Raw genomic sequence first — 15,442 nt, 5'->3', positions numbered from 1 at the left:
CCAAGAGGTCTCTATGTTAGGTGAAAATCACTCATTAACTCATGAATTCCCAGAACATTTGGATACCATTACTCAGCTTGCCGAAAACGATGCATCATTTGCTGAAACCGTTAAAAACTACAATGCTTTAGATAAGGAAATCCGCGTACTAGAACTGCAAGGAAGCCCGATTGATGATCACGAAATGAACGTGTTAAAACATAATCGAGCTGAGCTCAAAGATTGGCTCCACTCGAGAATTATGGGCTCTTAGCGACGCAATGATCATCGGCTCGTAATCTACGAGCCGATTTTAGTTTCAAGGGACGATGCCAAGTATTCCAACATTAGGGTTGCTGAGCAGGAGCTTGGAGTGGCAGGTGGCCTGTTTTTACCCAAATGACCGTTTCTTGCTCTACAAAAGGAAAGTGCTCACTCATATGTGGACTGCGTATCCAAGAGTAGGGAGGATAGGTTCCTAGCTCGTCTTTAAATTCCCCCGATAACACAAAAATTTCTTCACCACCAAAGTGACGGTGTGGTTGAAACTTCTCGTCTTTCGGCCATTTAACCAATGCGACATGTTCATGCTCAAAATCATGCAATGGCATGACTTTCAGCCCACCAATGCCAGGTAACCAATTCGCTTCGTTCGTGTTGATGCGAACTGTTTCAAGATCATCAGAATTGAATTGATTTAGTTTAACTAAAATCACACAGCCTTCTTTGCTATAGGGCGCATGTTGACTTCCAGGAGGGTTACGCAAGTAGGTTCCAGCAGGGTAGTCACCATGTTCGTCAGAGAACACTCCTTCGAGCACTAATATTTCTTCTCCGTGAGGATGAGGATGAGTCGAAAAGTGCGAGTTTGGCTCATACTTCACTACGCTGGTGGTGTGCCCTGATTCTTTGGCTTCTCTTTCCAAAGGTTTACGCCACACGCCTTTGGAAGGGCTGGCGATCCACTCCTGTTCCCCTGTTTCTATCACGATTCTTTTCGAGAAATCCATATTCAACATACTGAAATTCCATTACTTATCTAATGATTGACTCTCAATAGTATACGTATAAAAAACATCAATTGATTCACTTGTTGATAGTCAAAATCAGGGATTGAATACGAGCTAGCAGTCGGAACCAAGTTAAATTTCTGCTTGTGTAATGATAATTGTTATATTATAACATCGCAAAATTAAATGTTATAACATAACAAAAGGAAAAAGTAGTGAATAAGAAATTGGTTTCTCTCGCGATCGGTAGCATTTTTGCGTCCCCTGTTTTTGCCGATACATTATCGAACCCACAGATTGGTGTTGTTGTTGATGGCTACTACCAAGATGGTCAACGTCATAATTCCGATCGCGAAGAAGGTTTTGGTCTAGGCCATACGGAATTGAACTTATCATCAAATATTGACGACAAGTTTCACGGTGCGTTGACCGCTGTTCTTGAAAGTCATGGCGATGAGACAGAATTAGAGCTTGAAGAAGCATTCATCGAAACTTTGGCATTGCCATACGGTGTAAACGTGCGCGCGGGCCGATTCCTATCTGACTTCGGTTACCTCAACAATCAACACATGCACACTGACAGTTTCGTTGAACGCCCAATTGCTTACCGTACTTTCCTTGGTTCGCATTACTATGATGACGGTGTACGCGCAAACATCGTTCTGCCAACCGATCTTTACGTGAAGTTTGGTGTAGAAGCATTAAGCGGCAACAAGATGTCTTCTGTTGAAGATGGCTCTAAAGTTGGTGTTTACACGACAACGATGAAGCTTGGTAATGATTTCTCTGAATCTTCAAGTTGGCAGTTTGGTTTAAGTTACCTGCGTAACGAAAATGGCAAAGTTAAAGAATTCGAAGATCACGACCATGGTCACGAAGAAGAACATGACCACAGCCACGCTGCGGCTGTAACGGGTGCGAACCTATACGGCGCAGATTTTGTGTGGAAGTGGGCACCAGATGGTAACTACAAGTACAGCAACTTCACGCTATCTGCGGAATACATGTTGTTAGACGGTGTAGTAGACAGCAAATACAAGAACGATGCAGAGTCACCAGACAACTTAAGCGCATACTATGTTTCGGGCGTTTACCGCTTCAACCCAAGTTGGTCTGCGGGCCTACGTTACGGCGAAGCAGAAAGTTATGATGGCCACGCACACGGCGATCACATGCATTTCACAGCACTGAATGATAAAGAGATGGATGCGATGATCGCATGGGATTCTTCTCATTTCGGTACGATCCGTGCGCAATTCACTCGCATTGATAACCAAGACAGTGAAACAGACAACGTGTTTACTCTGCAATACGTAATGACATTTGGAGCGCACGGTGCACATGCGTTCTAAACTTGCGATAAGTAAATGCAGTTTAGTGATGATGGCGGCGGGATCTGCCATCATCTCTTCGCCTGCTTTAGCTCTCAACATTTTCGTTTGTGAGCCTGAATGGAAAGCTTTTCTTGAAAGTCATGCCCCAAACGCCACCATTTACTCAGCAACCACGGCTAAGCAAGATCCGCATTATGTTCAAGCTCGTCCGTCTTTAATTGCCAAGATGCGCCAAGCTGACATGGCGATGTGCTCTGGCGCTGAGTTGGAGGTAGGTTGGTTGCCGATGCTTCAAAATCGAAGTGGCAATAGTGCCGTTCAAAATGGTGCTCAAAGCATGATTTATGCGACCGATTTCGTGCGTATGTTGGACTCTCATGATCATGTTGACCGCAGCATGGGGGACATTCATGCGCACGGAAACCCACATGTTCAATTTGCGGCAAATGACATGATTCCGTTGTCTCGCAAAGTAACGGAGCGCTTAAAAGCGATTGATCCCGACAACGCACAAAGTTACCAAGTTAATGGTATGAAGTTTCGCGCGAAGTGGCAAAAAAAGCTCAATGAATGGGAACAAAAAGCTCAACCATTACAGGGGAAACGGGTCGTTGGATATCACTCCACTTACCGATACCTATTTGATTGGCTAGGTATGGTTCAAGTCGCGGATCTTGAACCGAAACCGGGGATATCGCCAACGACCTCACATCTGCAATCTTTAACTCAATTGGATGCCAAACAGTTTGACGCTATTGTGTTTTCATCTCATCAAGATCAACGTCCGGCGATGTGGTTACAGCAACAAACGGATAAGCCTGTAGCGCAGTTACCTTTGACGGTCTCAAAACAGCAAAGTTTAGATGATCTCTATGATGAGGTGATCACTGAACTGCTCGCCACGTTGGTATCACCCAGTTCAGTGAAATTTTAATTATGGGTGAATACCTTTGGTTGGCGCCAGCCGTTTTGTGCGGATTAATTGCGCTAGTTGGGAATGTTGTGCTTGGGCAGCAAGTCTTACAGCGGCAGATCATTTTTATCGATCTGGCGGTTGCTCAGGTCGCAGCATTGGGAGCAGCGCTAAGTCACTATTGGCTGAACTCTTCTTCTTGGTATGCTGGTTCTCCTTGGCTATCCGAATCATGGCTTGGCAGCATGCTTGGTCCTTGGATGATGTCTTTGGTGCTTTGTGGTGTTATTGCTGCGCTTGAAAAGCGTAACCATCCTCACCTAGAACCGATGATCGGCAGCTTGTTTGTTGTGTCTGCTTCATTGGCAGTATTACTGGTTAGCAAAGACCCACACGGTGCCGATTTTATTCAAGGGATCTTGAATGGTCAGCTACTGTGGTCAACATGGCAAGATGTTTGGCCTTTGGCTGCAATTACGGGGGCAATGTTATTGCTGCTAACGCTGAAACCGAAGTTTATGCATGGTTGCGGTTTTTACCTCATCTTCGCTATTTTGATGCCTATCACCGTCAAACTGACAGGGATTTACTTGGAGTTTGCCTTGCTTGTGATTCCAGCTTTATGTGCCGCAAGCCTTAAAGGTAAACGTTTTTTAATCGCCAGTTTAGGTATCGGAACAATTGGTATTCTGCTGGGGGTAGCAGCTTCTGCAAAGTATGATTTACCGAGCGGTGCGACGATTGTTATTACGTTGTTTATCATCGGAGTGATATTTAACCTGCTCCCACCCTTCAAAAGGCACGTCTTGTTAGAGACAAAGCATTAACACGGCATTTACTCAAAGCACCACTGGCATTGTTGGTGCTTTTTTCTTCAAAGGCTTAGGGCTCTCCATCGTATTTCTATCTTGATTCGAGGAATAATACGGGCTGAAACATCATCAAGTTGTCTTGATTCATTCACACCCTACTTCCAGAATATTCCTATAGTTTCATTATCTAAATAAACCCCTTTGCGTATGAGAAGCACAAAGCCACATAACGATAAGCGCTTAGGAGCAAGCAAGATTTGTACTCTCAACATTTAAGGAAGACCAAGATGAAAGACGAAAAAGTCGCCGTCGTTACAGGGGCAGCTCGCGGTATAGGGCAGGCCATTTGCGAACAATTACTCGAAGATGGATTTCACGTCGTGGGGCTAGATATCTCGCCTGTGGAGTGGAGTCAGTCGCCAAACCTTTCAAGTTATCAAGTGAATCTCTGTGAGGCCGCAGCGGTAAGTGAAGTGGTCGACCGCATCGTCGCGAAACATCAACGCATTGATGTTCTGGTCAACAACGCCGGGATAACGAGAGATGCACTGCTGCCAGACATGTTAGAGCAAGACTGGGACAGCGTTATCGACGTGAACCTAAAGGCGGTGTTTTTACTCACCCAGCGAGTTGCACCTGTCATGCTAGAGCAAGGCGCAGGCAGTATTGTCAGTATTTCGTCTATCGTGGGAACGGATGGCAATATTGGTCAAAGTAATTATGGCGCGAGTAAAGGTGGCGTGATAGCGATGAGCAAAGGCTGGGCGAAAGAGTTCGCAAGAAAAGGCGCTCAAATCCGAGTCAACTGTGTTGCTCCAGGTTTTATCGCTACCGACATGACAAAGAGCTTGCCTGAAAAAGTCATTCAAATGATGGAAAGTAAAACGCCTCTGGGACGCATGGGCTCGGCGCAAGACATTGCCAATGGCGTTGCGTTTCTAGCGTCTGATAAAAGTGCGTTTATAACCGGACAAGTGCTCAAGATTGATGGTGGGTTGGTGTTATAGCTCGCTAATCAAAATCTCAAATAACAAACGCCCTTTACTTATGTGAAGGGCGTTTTTGTTGGGTAACGCTATTCGGGCTTTTGACACGTTCACTTTATTCGTTTCGCACTGCCGGATTTGTATGATTAAGTATAGAGTTAGAACACGTAATTCATTCTGGCATCGTTCTCAGTTATTAACCTAGCAATGTAGCTAATCAAAAATATTAACTTCGAAATAGAATAACTATTGAGGTATTAAAGTATGATTTTATTGCCCATGATATTGTTTTAAATGATAATGCCACTAAATAATTAACTTTGAATACTCACTATGTACTTAAAAACTGTACTGTTTAGCGCGTCAACTCTTCTTATTTTGGGCTGTAACTCCGAATCAACTAACCCATCTACTGAAGAAAGCGGATGGATAGTTGTAAGCTCTCACTCCGAGCCAAGAAAACATCAGGTAATTTACGAAAAACATAGCAGGAAAGGTCTAAGTCTTGCCACTAACGTTCCGGATCTTGACCTGCCTTTAACTTACCAATTGGCGAACCAAATTATTGAGGTCAAAGAAGAGCTTACATTTGGTGAAAATATTGATGGGAACCGCCTAACTTGGAAAGCTATTGGCAATTCTAAACTTAGAGAAAACCAAGTCCACTACGGAGTTAATAAAGATTACTCAGCTTCTGATGAAGGTATTGCTATCGGCTATGTTAACTTTGAGTCGAGGTTTGAGGCTGAAGGAAAGCTTGGAATCGAAAAGTTATTCATTGCGATGTATGACGATGTCAAGAGTGTCAAATTTTACTCTGGATGGGATAGTTCTAAAATATCTTGTTACCAAAATACGTTTGATGAAGACTTAGCTTGTTACGGTGAAATTTTAATTAACGACGATATAGTTCATGTTTTTGATAAATATCTGCCGTATGAATATGTAAACATGGTTTACGACACCGTTATGTCCAAAGGTCGAGAAGAGATAATTGAGGCAGATTTTCAACATCAAATTAAATACTTACTAGTCGCCAAAGAGAATAACGTTGAGATGCATTAGCTTGATTACTTTTTGGTAATGAGTGGTTTTTCGCAACCGATGTGACCATGAGCAAGATTATTGGATTTTACAAAACTCATTTATGTTCAAAAAATGAGTTTTGTAGATATTAAAATGCATGGAGCCAAATGCTCTCACTGATTCTATGAAATTTTTTGTGCGCTCTAACCACAAGACAATCTATAAAAGACGTTGAGCCAACGTCTCTGCCACAATGCCACCTGTTAATAAGGCTGAATTTCAATGCCTGTTTCTCATTACCATTCAAATGTGCGCTGGTTAATGATTTTTCTGTAAGTAACACAATTGAACGTGATAGAAGTAACAAAATCGCTTCCTTGCGGTAACGTTCCCGAAAATTTTATATATTATCGCCCCATTGATACAAGTGATAGAGACGCTCTGAGTCTGAGCGCTCTGAAATTCAGACTTTAGATGAACATTTAAAGTCACCATAAGTTTGCAATTTTGCTTGGGAACGTTTGCAAATAACCTAAGTATAAATTTACGTGAGACTATGGAAATGAAACTACACACTTTGACGATGGCAGTAGCGCTTGGGCTGGTTACTGCACCTGCATTCGCAGCAACTGATGTTGACGCTCTTGAAAAGCGAATTAATGAATTAGAACAGAGACTTGAACAGACAGAAAAAGTATCCATAGAAGCAAATGAGAAAGCCTCAAGCTTTGAGTTTCATGGCTACGCTCGCTCCGGGCTGCTCATTAATGATGATCTGAATGGTGCAGTGGGTACTGGTCCTTACATGACGGTAGCTGGTGCTATTGGCGCTCCAATTGGACGATTAGGGGTTGAGGATGATCATTATGTGGAAGCAAACCTTATTCACAAACGTTTTGCAGATGATGGCTCCAGCGCTTTGTTCCGAATCATGTTGGCAGATAGTACGGAAACCAATAACGAATGGACGGCGAGTGAGAGTCAATTAAACGTTCGTCAGGTATATGCTGAGCTAAACAAGTTGAGCATGTTCTCTGAATCAAGTGCGTTTGCTGACGCAACGTTTTGGGCAGGCAAACGATTTGACCGTGATAACTTTGACATTCACTTCTTTGACTCGGATATCGTTTTCCTATCTGGTACTGGTGCAGGCGTGTATGACGTCCAAATGAGCGATTCATGGAAAGCAAACTTCTCGATCTATGGTCGTGATTTTGGTGAGATTGATAGCTCGTCAACGGATGTTGAAAACTATATCGCGACAATGAACAACCGCTTTGGTAATTGGCAATTGATGCTGAGCGGCATCACGTCTGCTGATAACAATAATCGAGCAGAAGGCTCAGCGGACAAAGGTTTACATGCGATGTTTGCCTACCATGGCGATACCTTCTTTGGCATGAGTGAAGGCTTCTCTAAAACTGGTATTTTGATGGGTGATGGACTGGGGGCGGAACTTAAAGGCATAGGTTCAAACGGTGATTTGTTAGAAGACGCAAAAGCCGTACGCTTGTTCAGCTATGGTGTAACACGCATCGGCGACAATTGGCGTGTAGCACCTGCGTTGTTAGCAGAACACAGCCAAGATCGCTTTGCTAAAAATGATGAATTTACGTGGGCATCGTTCAACATCCGCTTAGCGCAAGAGTTTACACAAAACTTTGAGATGGTTTATGAAGGCTCATACCAATACATGGACCTAGACAATGCGATTGATAAAGCAAGTGGCAGTTTTTACAAAGCGACAATTGCACCAACGCTTAAGATGTCTACCGCTGCAGGGTTCTTTGACCGTCCGGAGCTACGTTTTGCTGTTAGCTACGTTGATTGGAGCGAAGACTTGAATGGCTACTCGATTAGCCAGGATGCGGGCGCTGCAACGATGGGTGATGGTGGTGAAGTTCTGTTTGCACTGCAAATGGAAACTTGGTTCTAAAGGGCTCTAACCGAGAAAGAGTAATAAGAAAAGCGCCAACTGATTTCAGTTGGCGCTTTTTCATTAACAGGACTGACGCTCAATTGTTTTGAAGGTTAGCACCATCTTACTCATTTCAAAACTTCTGTTGGCAATTCTATCTAGCAACAGTTTCGCACCATTTTCACCTGCTTTATCAAATGCATAGTTAAATGTTGATAAGGTTGGGGTGCACACTGATGCGAGCTCATCATCACCAACTCCTAGCACTAAAACGTCTTTACCCGGTTTTAACCCGAGCTCTTGAATCGCTCTCATCGCACCGATAGCAATACGATCTGTCGCACAGAACAAGCCATCTAGATTACGGTTCTCTGTTAAGTGTTGTTTTGCCAATGAATAGCCAGAGTCGATGGTAAAGTCACCACGAGCATGGAAGGCGAGCTCAAAACCATGGTGTTGCAGCGCTTGAACAAATCCTTCAGAGCGTTGCTTATCTACCGCGATATCGTCACCTTGTACGCCAATAAAGCCCATGGTTTGGCAACCTTTTGCAACCAGTCTATTTCCCGCTTCAAACCCTACTCGTGCGTCATCATGAATGATGCTTGGAATATTAAACATGGAACCATCTTGACCGACGAGCACAACTGGGACCGCTGAGTTTTGAATTGCTTTGACCAGCTTGGAATCGAGGTGGGTGGCGTAAAGAATGATCCCTTCAACCCGTTTTTGGTTAAAGATCTGAATATATTCTAGTTCTTTTTCGTGGGCTTGGTGAGTGCTAGCAAGTAAGACATGTTTCCCAGCTTTTTCAAGGACATCGGTTAATCCATCGACACCTTGGGATGTGGCATGAGAGGAAACCCGAGGAACGATGACACCAACCAGATTGGTCTTTTGAGATTTTAGATCTTTAGCGACTTGGTTCGGCACATAGCCACACTCCACTACTGCTTGGCGGACCTTCTGTTTTGTCGCTTCTTTTACGCCATACTCATCGTTTATAACCCGTGACACTGTTGATTTTGATACGCCAGCCAGACGGGCGACATCATGCAGACTCGCCATTATTCCTATCCATTCTGTTTTTCGTTTTTGGGATTGTTTGCAAAGAGAAGATGAAAAGCTCTTTGATAAGTAGCGATTCTAACCTCCTATACTGCTCTTAGGGAGAGAATTTGACGATCATTCTCACATTCTCTCTGCTTTATCTTTGATCATTTGGTTTTATTGAGCAAAAATCTGTTTTGCAAACGTTCCCGAAAATTTCGCAAGCTCAGATAATAATCCAATGGGGTATGAAATGAATTATCCGGCAGTAGCAAAAGAGTTGTTAACTCTATTAGGTGGTAAAAGCAACATCACCGCACTTGCGCATTGTGCGACACGCTTACGCCTTGCCGTTGCAGATGAGCAAAAAATAGATGAACAAGCGATTGATAGCCTTAAAGGGGTAAAAGGGCAGTTCAAAGTTGCGGGTCAGTACCAAATCATTTTTGGATCAGGCATCGTAAACCAAGTTTATGCAGAAATGGCGAAGTTGACGGGGATGAGTGAAATGTCCACCAACGACGTTGCGTCTGCTGGCGCAGAGAAACAAAACATCGTTCAGCGCGCGGTGAAAGGGCTGTCTGATATTTTCGTCCCAATCATTCCAGCAATCGTCGCTGGCGGTTTGTTGATGGGTATCTATAACCTATTGACTGCTCAAGGCTTGTTTATTGATGGCAAATCTTTGATTGATGCCAACCCAGGGCTGACAGACTTGGCGAACATGATCAACACGTTTGCGAACGCTCCGTTTGTTTACCTGCCTATTCTGCTGGCATTTTCAGCCAGTAAGAAGTTTGGCGGTAACCCATATTTAGGGGCGGCGTTAGGTATGTTGATGGTCCACCCAGAATTACTTAACGGGTGGGGCTTCGGGGGGGCTGCGGTATCTGGCAACATTCCGGCTTGGAATATTCTTGGCTTTGAAATTCAAAAAGTGGGCTACCAAGGTTCAGTGTTACCGGTTTTGGTATCGGCATTCATTCTTGCGAAGGTTGAGTTGGGTCTGCGCAAGGTTATTCCTTCTGTTTTAGATAACCTTTTAACGCCGCTACTTGCGATTTTCATCACGGGTTTATTGACGTTTACTGTCGTCGGTCCATTCACGCGTGATATCGGTTTCCTATTGGGTGATGGTCTGAACTGGCTATACAACACAGCTGGCTTTGTTGGTGGTGCGGTATTTGGTCTTATCTATGCTCCGTTTGTTATTACCGGTATGCATCACAGTTTCATTGCGATTGAAACGCAACTTCTTGCGGATATTGCGACAACAGGCGGCACCTTTATCTTTCCTATTGCGGCGATGTCTAACGTTTCTCAAGGAGCGGCAGCGTTGGCGGTGGGCGTGATGAGCAAAGATAAGAAGATGAAAGGTATTGCGATTCCATCTGGTGTTACGGGTTTGCTGGGTATTACAGAACCAGCCATGTTTGGTGTTAACTTAAAACTACGTTACCCATTTATTGCGGCAGTTTGCGCTGCGGCGTTATCAAGTGCGTTCATCACAATGTTTAATGTGAAAGCTCAGGCATTGGGTGCAGCTGGTCTTCCAGGCATCATTTCCATCACGCCAGATAAGATTGGGTACTACATCGCGGGTATGGTGATCGCGTTCTTGACCGCATTTGTTCTCACCATTGTTCTTGGTATGCGTGACCGCGCTAAAGTCGGTAAAAAAGCAGCGGCTTAATCTGAACTCCTTAAGGGTGGAGTCCCCCAAAATCCACTTCTTTTCCTAAATGTTTGGGGTGCTAGCCAAGCACTAATGGCTTGGCTAGCCTTTTTCAATTTTTACTTGGTAGTGAATGTGTTCAACACGTTGGACTATCAGGGCTTTAATTTTAAGGTAAGCAAGATGAATCAAGTGTGGGTAACTGGTGATGCTGTTGTCGATCTAATACCGGAATCTGAGACTTCTTTACTCAAATGTCCCGGTGGTGCACCAGCGAATGTCGCCGTAGCAATTGCTCGTCTATCTGGTAAGAGTGCGTTTTTTGGACGTGTGGGGGATGACCCATTTGGTCGCTTCATGCAATCAACTCTGGATCAAGAGGGCGTGTGCACGGAGTTTCTCGTTAAAGATCCTGAGCAAAGAACATCAACAGTGGTGGTGGATTTAGATGATCAAGGTGAACGCAGCTTTACATTTATGGTGAAACCGAGCGCAGATCAGTTTATGTCTGTTGAAGACATCCCTAACTTTAAGCAAGGTGACTGGCTGCATGTTTGTTCGATTTCACTGGCAAATGAGCCAAGTAGAAGCAGCACATTTGAGGCGATCAAAAGAGCAAAAGCCGCTGGTGGTTTCATTAGCTTTGACCCTAACTTGCGTGATGAAGTGTGGCAAGATCAATCAGAAATCCAAGCTGTCGTGATGAAGGCTGTAGCGATGGCTGATGTGGTTAAGTTCTCTGAAGAAGAGCTTTTGTTCTTAACTGACTCAACATCGATGGCGCAAGGTTTACAACAAATAGCCGCTTTGAATATTGCTTTGGTCTTGGTGACACAAGGTGCGAAAGGTGTTTGGCGAGTCTTTGAAAGTCAGAATGAGCTGATCACAGGTCAAGCCGTTAGTCCGATTGATACCACAGGTGCGGGTGATGCTTTTGTCGGAGGGCTACTGGCATGTCTGTCTCGGCATGCCGATTGGAAAAATCATCCTGTTGTTAGCTCTGCGATTCAATGGGCAAATGGCTGTGGTGCATTAGCGACGACGCAAAAAGGCGCAATGACCGCGCTTCCGACCCAGACAGAATTGCTGCGATTTATTGGGCAATGATCTTCAGATCCAATTTCAGTTGAGAAAAATTATGAGCTTAAACAACCGTTGGACTGTAGAGCAAAGATATCGCCGACTTGAGCAAATCCCTCAGTGTGATATCGAAGAAATGACACTTTCACGTCAGCAAGATAAAGGCTTTCCTAGTTTTCATATCGCCCCTAAATTTGGGCTGTTAAATGACCCAAATGGGCTGTGCTATTTCAATGGTGAGCACCACATCTTTTACCAGTGGACGCCTGTGGGACCAGTCCATGGAATGAAGTATTGGTATCACCTTTCTACTAAAGACTTCATCCATTTTACTGATCATGGCGTGGGTCTTCATCCTGACCAAGACTACGATTCACATGGTGTCTATTCGGGCGGCGCTTTGGTGGAAAACAACCAGGTTTTGCTATTTTTTACTGGCAACAAGCGTGACCAAAACTGGAATCGAATCCCAACACAGTGTTTTGCCACCATGGATTCAGACGGCAGCATTGAAAAGCACGGTGTAGTCATTGAGAACGAACATTACACGGAGCACTTTCGTGACCCAAAAGTTTGGAAGAAAGGCGACGACTATTTGATGGTGGTGGGTGCTCAAACCAAAACCGAGCATGGCTCAATGGCGCTCTATCAAAGCAAAGATTTGAAAACGTGGCAGCATAAAGGTCCTATCAAGACCAAGTTTTCTGACCTTGGGTACATGTGGGAGTGTCCTGATTTCTTTGAGATTAATGGTCAGTCGGTGATGTTGTTTTCGCCACAGGGCGTGAGCAGTAGTAATCCTTATGATTTCAAAAACATCTATTCTGTCGCGTATATCGTGGGTGATCAGTTGAACCTAGAGTCGATGACTTTAGAAAACCACCAAGATATTTTACAGCCAGATTATGGGTTTGATTTCTACGCCCCACAAACCTATTTAGATGAGAGTGGGCGTCGCATTCTTATTGCATGGATAGGGTTGCCAGAAATCGACACGCCATCGGTCACACACCAGTGGGCAGGAATGTTGTCTCTTCCTAGAGAACTAACGTTGAAAGATGGTTTTCTTGTTCAAACTCCACTCCCTGAGCTGAAGAGTTTGAGAAAAGAAGAGGTGGTCTTTGCACAATCCCATACACTGGAAAGCACCAATTGTTTGATCCAATTAGACCTTGAGGTCGATGGCTTTGAACTTGAGCTGAGTAACCTCAAAGGTGACAACATCGTCTTTAGTGCGACAGAGCACGAGTTTATGCTGGACCGTCGTTACATGTCTCATTTGTACGCAGAAGAATTTGGTGGCATTCGAAAAGCACCAAGATTGGACGCTAAGCAGACGATTGATATATATATCGACAACTCTGTCATCGAGATTTTTATTAATGGTGGCAAACACACGATGACCAGTCGTTTCTTTATTGATGACCTCAATAAGGTAACGTTGAAAGGGTTGGAGCAAGCAAGGCTTTTCCCTTTGAAAGGCATCACTGGTTTGTTTGAATCAGCTAAGTAACGGTTTCGATTACAAAGATATTAAAACGCCCTTCATTGACTCAGTGAAGGGCGTTTTTCTTTTTAACTATCTAACCTAACTATCTTTCACGTACGTAAGTCTTCTGAACCAAAGTATCTAACACTACTTCGCTCTTAGTGACTGTAAAGTTAAGCGGTTGTTCTAAATCACCAAACAGAGGTGCGCCGCCGAGTTGGGCTTACTCATTATTGTTAGCATCTCGAACCTAACTCACATTAACACAACGTTTTTCCTTATAGCGTGAAAGAAAATCCCATAACCAAAGGTTCTAATTAAGTGAAAGGTCAGGACTTTTATTTGAAGATTCCGGCCTAATATCTTGGGTATGCCCATTTATCGAATGCGGTGGGTTACTTCATCATGCTTGCTGGCGCACTGAGTTTGCCAGTTTGATAATGCATTCAAACACAATAAGGGATAACAATGGCTAACGAATACATTCCACCAAAAGTTTGGACAAACGATAACGAAAACGGTGGCCAGTGGGCGAGCATTAACCGCCCGGACTCAGGCGCTCGTCATGAGCAAGAATTGCCTGTTGGGGAACACCCATTCCAACTTTATTCCATGGGGACTCCAAACGGCCAGAAAGTAACGATCATGTTTGAAGAGCTTCTGGCGGCAGGCGTAAAAGAAGCAGAATATGATGCATACCTGATCAAGATTGGTGACGGCGACCAGTTTGGTTCTGGTTTTGTTGCTGTGAACCCGAACTCGAAAATTCCGGCCCTAGTTGACCGTTCAGGTTCTGAGCCAGTGAACGTGTTTGAATCAGGTAACATCCTATTCTACCTAGCAGAGAAGTTTGGTCACTTTCTACCAAAAGAGGGCGCAAAGCGTGCTGAAGTGATGAACTGGTTGTTCTGGCTGCAAGGTTCTGCGCCATACCTAGGCGGTGGTTTTGGTCACTTCTACGCGTACGCACCAGAGAAGTTCGAGTACCCAATCAACCGTTTTACAATGGAAGCAAAACGTCAGTTAGATGTATTAGACAAGCGCCTCGCAAACAATGAATTCCTAGGTGGCGATGATTACAGTATCGCTGATATCGCAACATGGCCATGGTACGGCAACCTTGTACTGGGTCGTGCTTACGATGCGGCTGAATTCTTAGATGTAGAAAGCTACAAAAACGTTGTGCGTTGGGCGAAAGCGATTGATGAGCGAGAAGCTGTCCAGCGTGGTCGTATTGTGAATCGCTCATGGGGAGAAGAGTGGGAGCAGTTACCTGAACGTCACAGCGCAGAAGATATTGATAAGGTATTGAAGCTTAAACCATAAGCAACCTTGGCTCAGTCACTTCAAGTAAGTTTGTTTTCATCCGAACTCATACTCCAAAACTGATCAAATCCATAGCGCATCTTACTAGATGCGCTACTTTTATTTGAATTGTAACCCCGTTGAAGATTATTCAATCTATAGATGGTTCTTTGCTTCTATTTGTCGTTTTCATATTCAACAAGCCCTCTGCATTTCTATTAACTATTAGCTGATGATATTCTAAAAATTTATACTTTAGATAACCTTAAATTTATAACTTAATTTTATATCTAGTATAAATAAACTTAATGATAATTAATCTTTGACATAACCTTTTATTTTGTGTGGAATGTGCAGGTTAATCTATTTAAATTAAAATTTATAGATAAATAAAATTTAAATAATTTACTGAATTCTACATCTAGCTTTGAGCAATGTTTAATTACAACTGCTTATACCATGAAAGAGGATATGTATAATGTCGTCGTTTGAGTCGTACTGGGTTGGGGTACGTGAAAGAATTGCTATACAAACTGAAGGTAACCGAAATTTAAAGTCTTTAGTGATAAAAAAGCAGAGAGTGAACTTAAATAACAGTGGCTTATCTTTTCGCGCTAAAGCCGGATGTCTTATCCCTCATTGTTACACTCAGTTTAATGATGACGATACAAACTCAAAGGCATCGAAAAAAGCCTCCCTTAGTTTTAAGAAAGGGAAATTATACTTTTCTCCTGTCTAGTAATAGATAATATTTAGGTCTGTCTCTTATACACATCTGACGCTGCCGACGAATAGCACATTAAAAAAAAAAAAAAACATATGTTGTAAAATGACAGGTAATTTAACAGCTACCCGCGCGATAAGG

Annotated in this window: 13 protein-coding genes and 1 pseudogene; 11 read left to right on the top strand and 3 right to left on the bottom strand. The window is 43.6% G+C overall.

What is annotated here, in order from left to right:
* Positions 1-13 precede the first annotated feature (13 nt).
* The gene (locus EX191_RS06610) at positions 14-253 is read left to right on the top strand and encodes an HP1242/YdcH family protein (RefSeq protein WP_005392770.1); all 240 of its coding nucleotides are present in this window, start codon (positions 14-16) and stop codon (positions 251-253) included.
* A gap of 73 nt (positions 254-326) precedes the next feature.
* Here the strand turns inward: EX191_RS06610 and EX191_RS06605 are convergent, their stop codons facing one another.
* Positions 327-998 (bottom strand): cupin domain-containing protein, encoded by a 672-nt coding sequence (locus EX191_RS06605; protein WP_193447400.1) that lies wholly within the window; start codon positions 996-998, stop codon positions 327-329.
* A gap of 206 nt (positions 999-1,204) precedes the next feature.
* On the opposite strand from EX191_RS06605, the gene EX191_RS06600 reads away from it, so the two are divergent.
* From EX191_RS06600 to EX191_RS06575, 6 genes are all read left to right on the top strand, one after another.
* Complete coding sequence (locus EX191_RS06600; protein WP_193447399.1) at positions 1,205-2,341, top strand: hypothetical protein; 1,137 nt, start codon at positions 1,205-1,207, stop codon at positions 2,339-2,341.
* Positions 2,331-3,257 (top strand): metal ABC transporter solute-binding protein, Zn/Mn family, encoded by a 927-nt coding sequence (locus EX191_RS06595; protein ID WP_193447398.1) that lies wholly within the window; start codon positions 2,331-2,333, stop codon positions 3,255-3,257. Before EX191_RS06600 ends, EX191_RS06595 begins: the two co-directional genes overlap by 11 nt.
* A 2-nt stretch (positions 3,258-3,259) precedes the next feature.
* Entirely contained in the window at positions 3,260-4,063 is an 804-nt protein-coding gene (locus EX191_RS06590; protein WP_193447397.1) for a metal ABC transporter permease, read from the top strand.
* Positions 4,064-4,335: 272 nt separating this feature from the next.
* A complete protein-coding gene (locus EX191_RS06585) occupies positions 4,336-5,055 on the top strand; it encodes a beta-ketoacyl-ACP reductase (RefSeq protein WP_005392780.1) in 720 nt (239 codons plus the stop codon).
* 312 nt (positions 5,056-5,367) lie between these two features.
* Positions 5,368-6,099: a hypothetical protein gene (locus EX191_RS06580; protein ID WP_193447396.1), complete on the top strand. Its 732-nt coding sequence runs from the start codon at positions 5,368-5,370 to the stop codon at positions 6,097-6,099.
* 523 nt (positions 6,100-6,622) lie between these two features.
* On the top strand, positions 6,623-7,996 hold the full coding sequence (locus EX191_RS06575) for a carbohydrate porin (protein ID WP_193447471.1): 1,374 nt from the start codon (positions 6,623-6,625) through the stop codon (positions 7,994-7,996).
* Between the two features lie 63 nt (positions 7,997-8,059).
* Here the strand turns inward: EX191_RS06575 and EX191_RS06570 are convergent, their stop codons facing one another.
* The gene (locus EX191_RS06570) at positions 8,060-9,046 is read right to left on the bottom strand and encodes a LacI family DNA-binding transcriptional regulator (RefSeq protein ID WP_193447395.1); all 987 of its coding nucleotides are present in this window, start codon (positions 9,044-9,046) and stop codon (positions 8,060-8,062) included.
* Positions 9,047-9,281: 235 nt separating this feature from the next.
* Between EX191_RS06570 and EX191_RS06565 the strand changes: the two genes are divergently transcribed.
* The 3 genes from EX191_RS06565 to EX191_RS06555 all read left to right on the top strand — a co-directional run bounded on the left by EX191_RS06565 (position 9,282) and on the right by EX191_RS06555 (position 13,296).
* The gene (locus EX191_RS06565) at positions 9,282-10,721 is read left to right on the top strand and encodes a sucrose-specific PTS transporter subunit IIBC (RefSeq protein WP_193447394.1); all 1,440 of its coding nucleotides are present in this window, start codon (positions 9,282-9,284) and stop codon (positions 10,719-10,721) included.
* 165 nt (positions 10,722-10,886) lie between these two features.
* Positions 10,887-11,810 carry an aminoimidazole riboside kinase gene (locus tag EX191_RS06560; protein ID WP_193447393.1) on the top strand — a complete coding sequence of 308 codons (924 nt, stop codon included), beginning with the start codon at positions 10,887-10,889 and terminating at the stop codon, positions 11,808-11,810.
* Positions 11,811-11,841: 31 nt separating this feature from the next.
* On the top strand, positions 11,842-13,296 hold the full coding sequence (locus tag EX191_RS06555; protein ID WP_193447392.1) for a sucrose-6-phosphate hydrolase: 1,455 nt from the start codon (positions 11,842-11,844) through the stop codon (positions 13,294-13,296).
* A gap of 79 nt (positions 13,297-13,375) precedes the next feature.
* Here EX191_RS06555 and EX191_RS23110 read toward each other — a convergent pair.
* A pseudogene (locus EX191_RS23110) lies at positions 13,376-13,486 on the bottom strand (dihydrofolate reductase family protein); the annotation flags it as partial.
* Positions 13,487-13,740: 254 nt separating this feature from the next.
* Here EX191_RS23110 and yghU point away from each other — a divergent pair.
* Complete coding sequence (gene yghU, locus EX191_RS06550) at positions 13,741-14,598, top strand: glutathione-dependent disulfide-bond oxidoreductase (RefSeq protein ID WP_053807951.1); 858 nt, start codon at positions 13,741-13,743, stop codon at positions 14,596-14,598.
* The last annotated feature ends 844 nt before the right edge of the window (positions 14,599-15,442 follow it).

This window comes from Vibrio chemaguriensis, from assembly GCF_012275705.1.
GTDB lineage: Bacteria > Pseudomonadota > Gammaproteobacteria > Enterobacterales > Vibrionaceae > Vibrio > Vibrio diabolicus.
The sequence above is the reverse complement of the archived record's forward strand: the minus strand, read 5'-3'. Positions and strand labels throughout refer to the sequence as shown.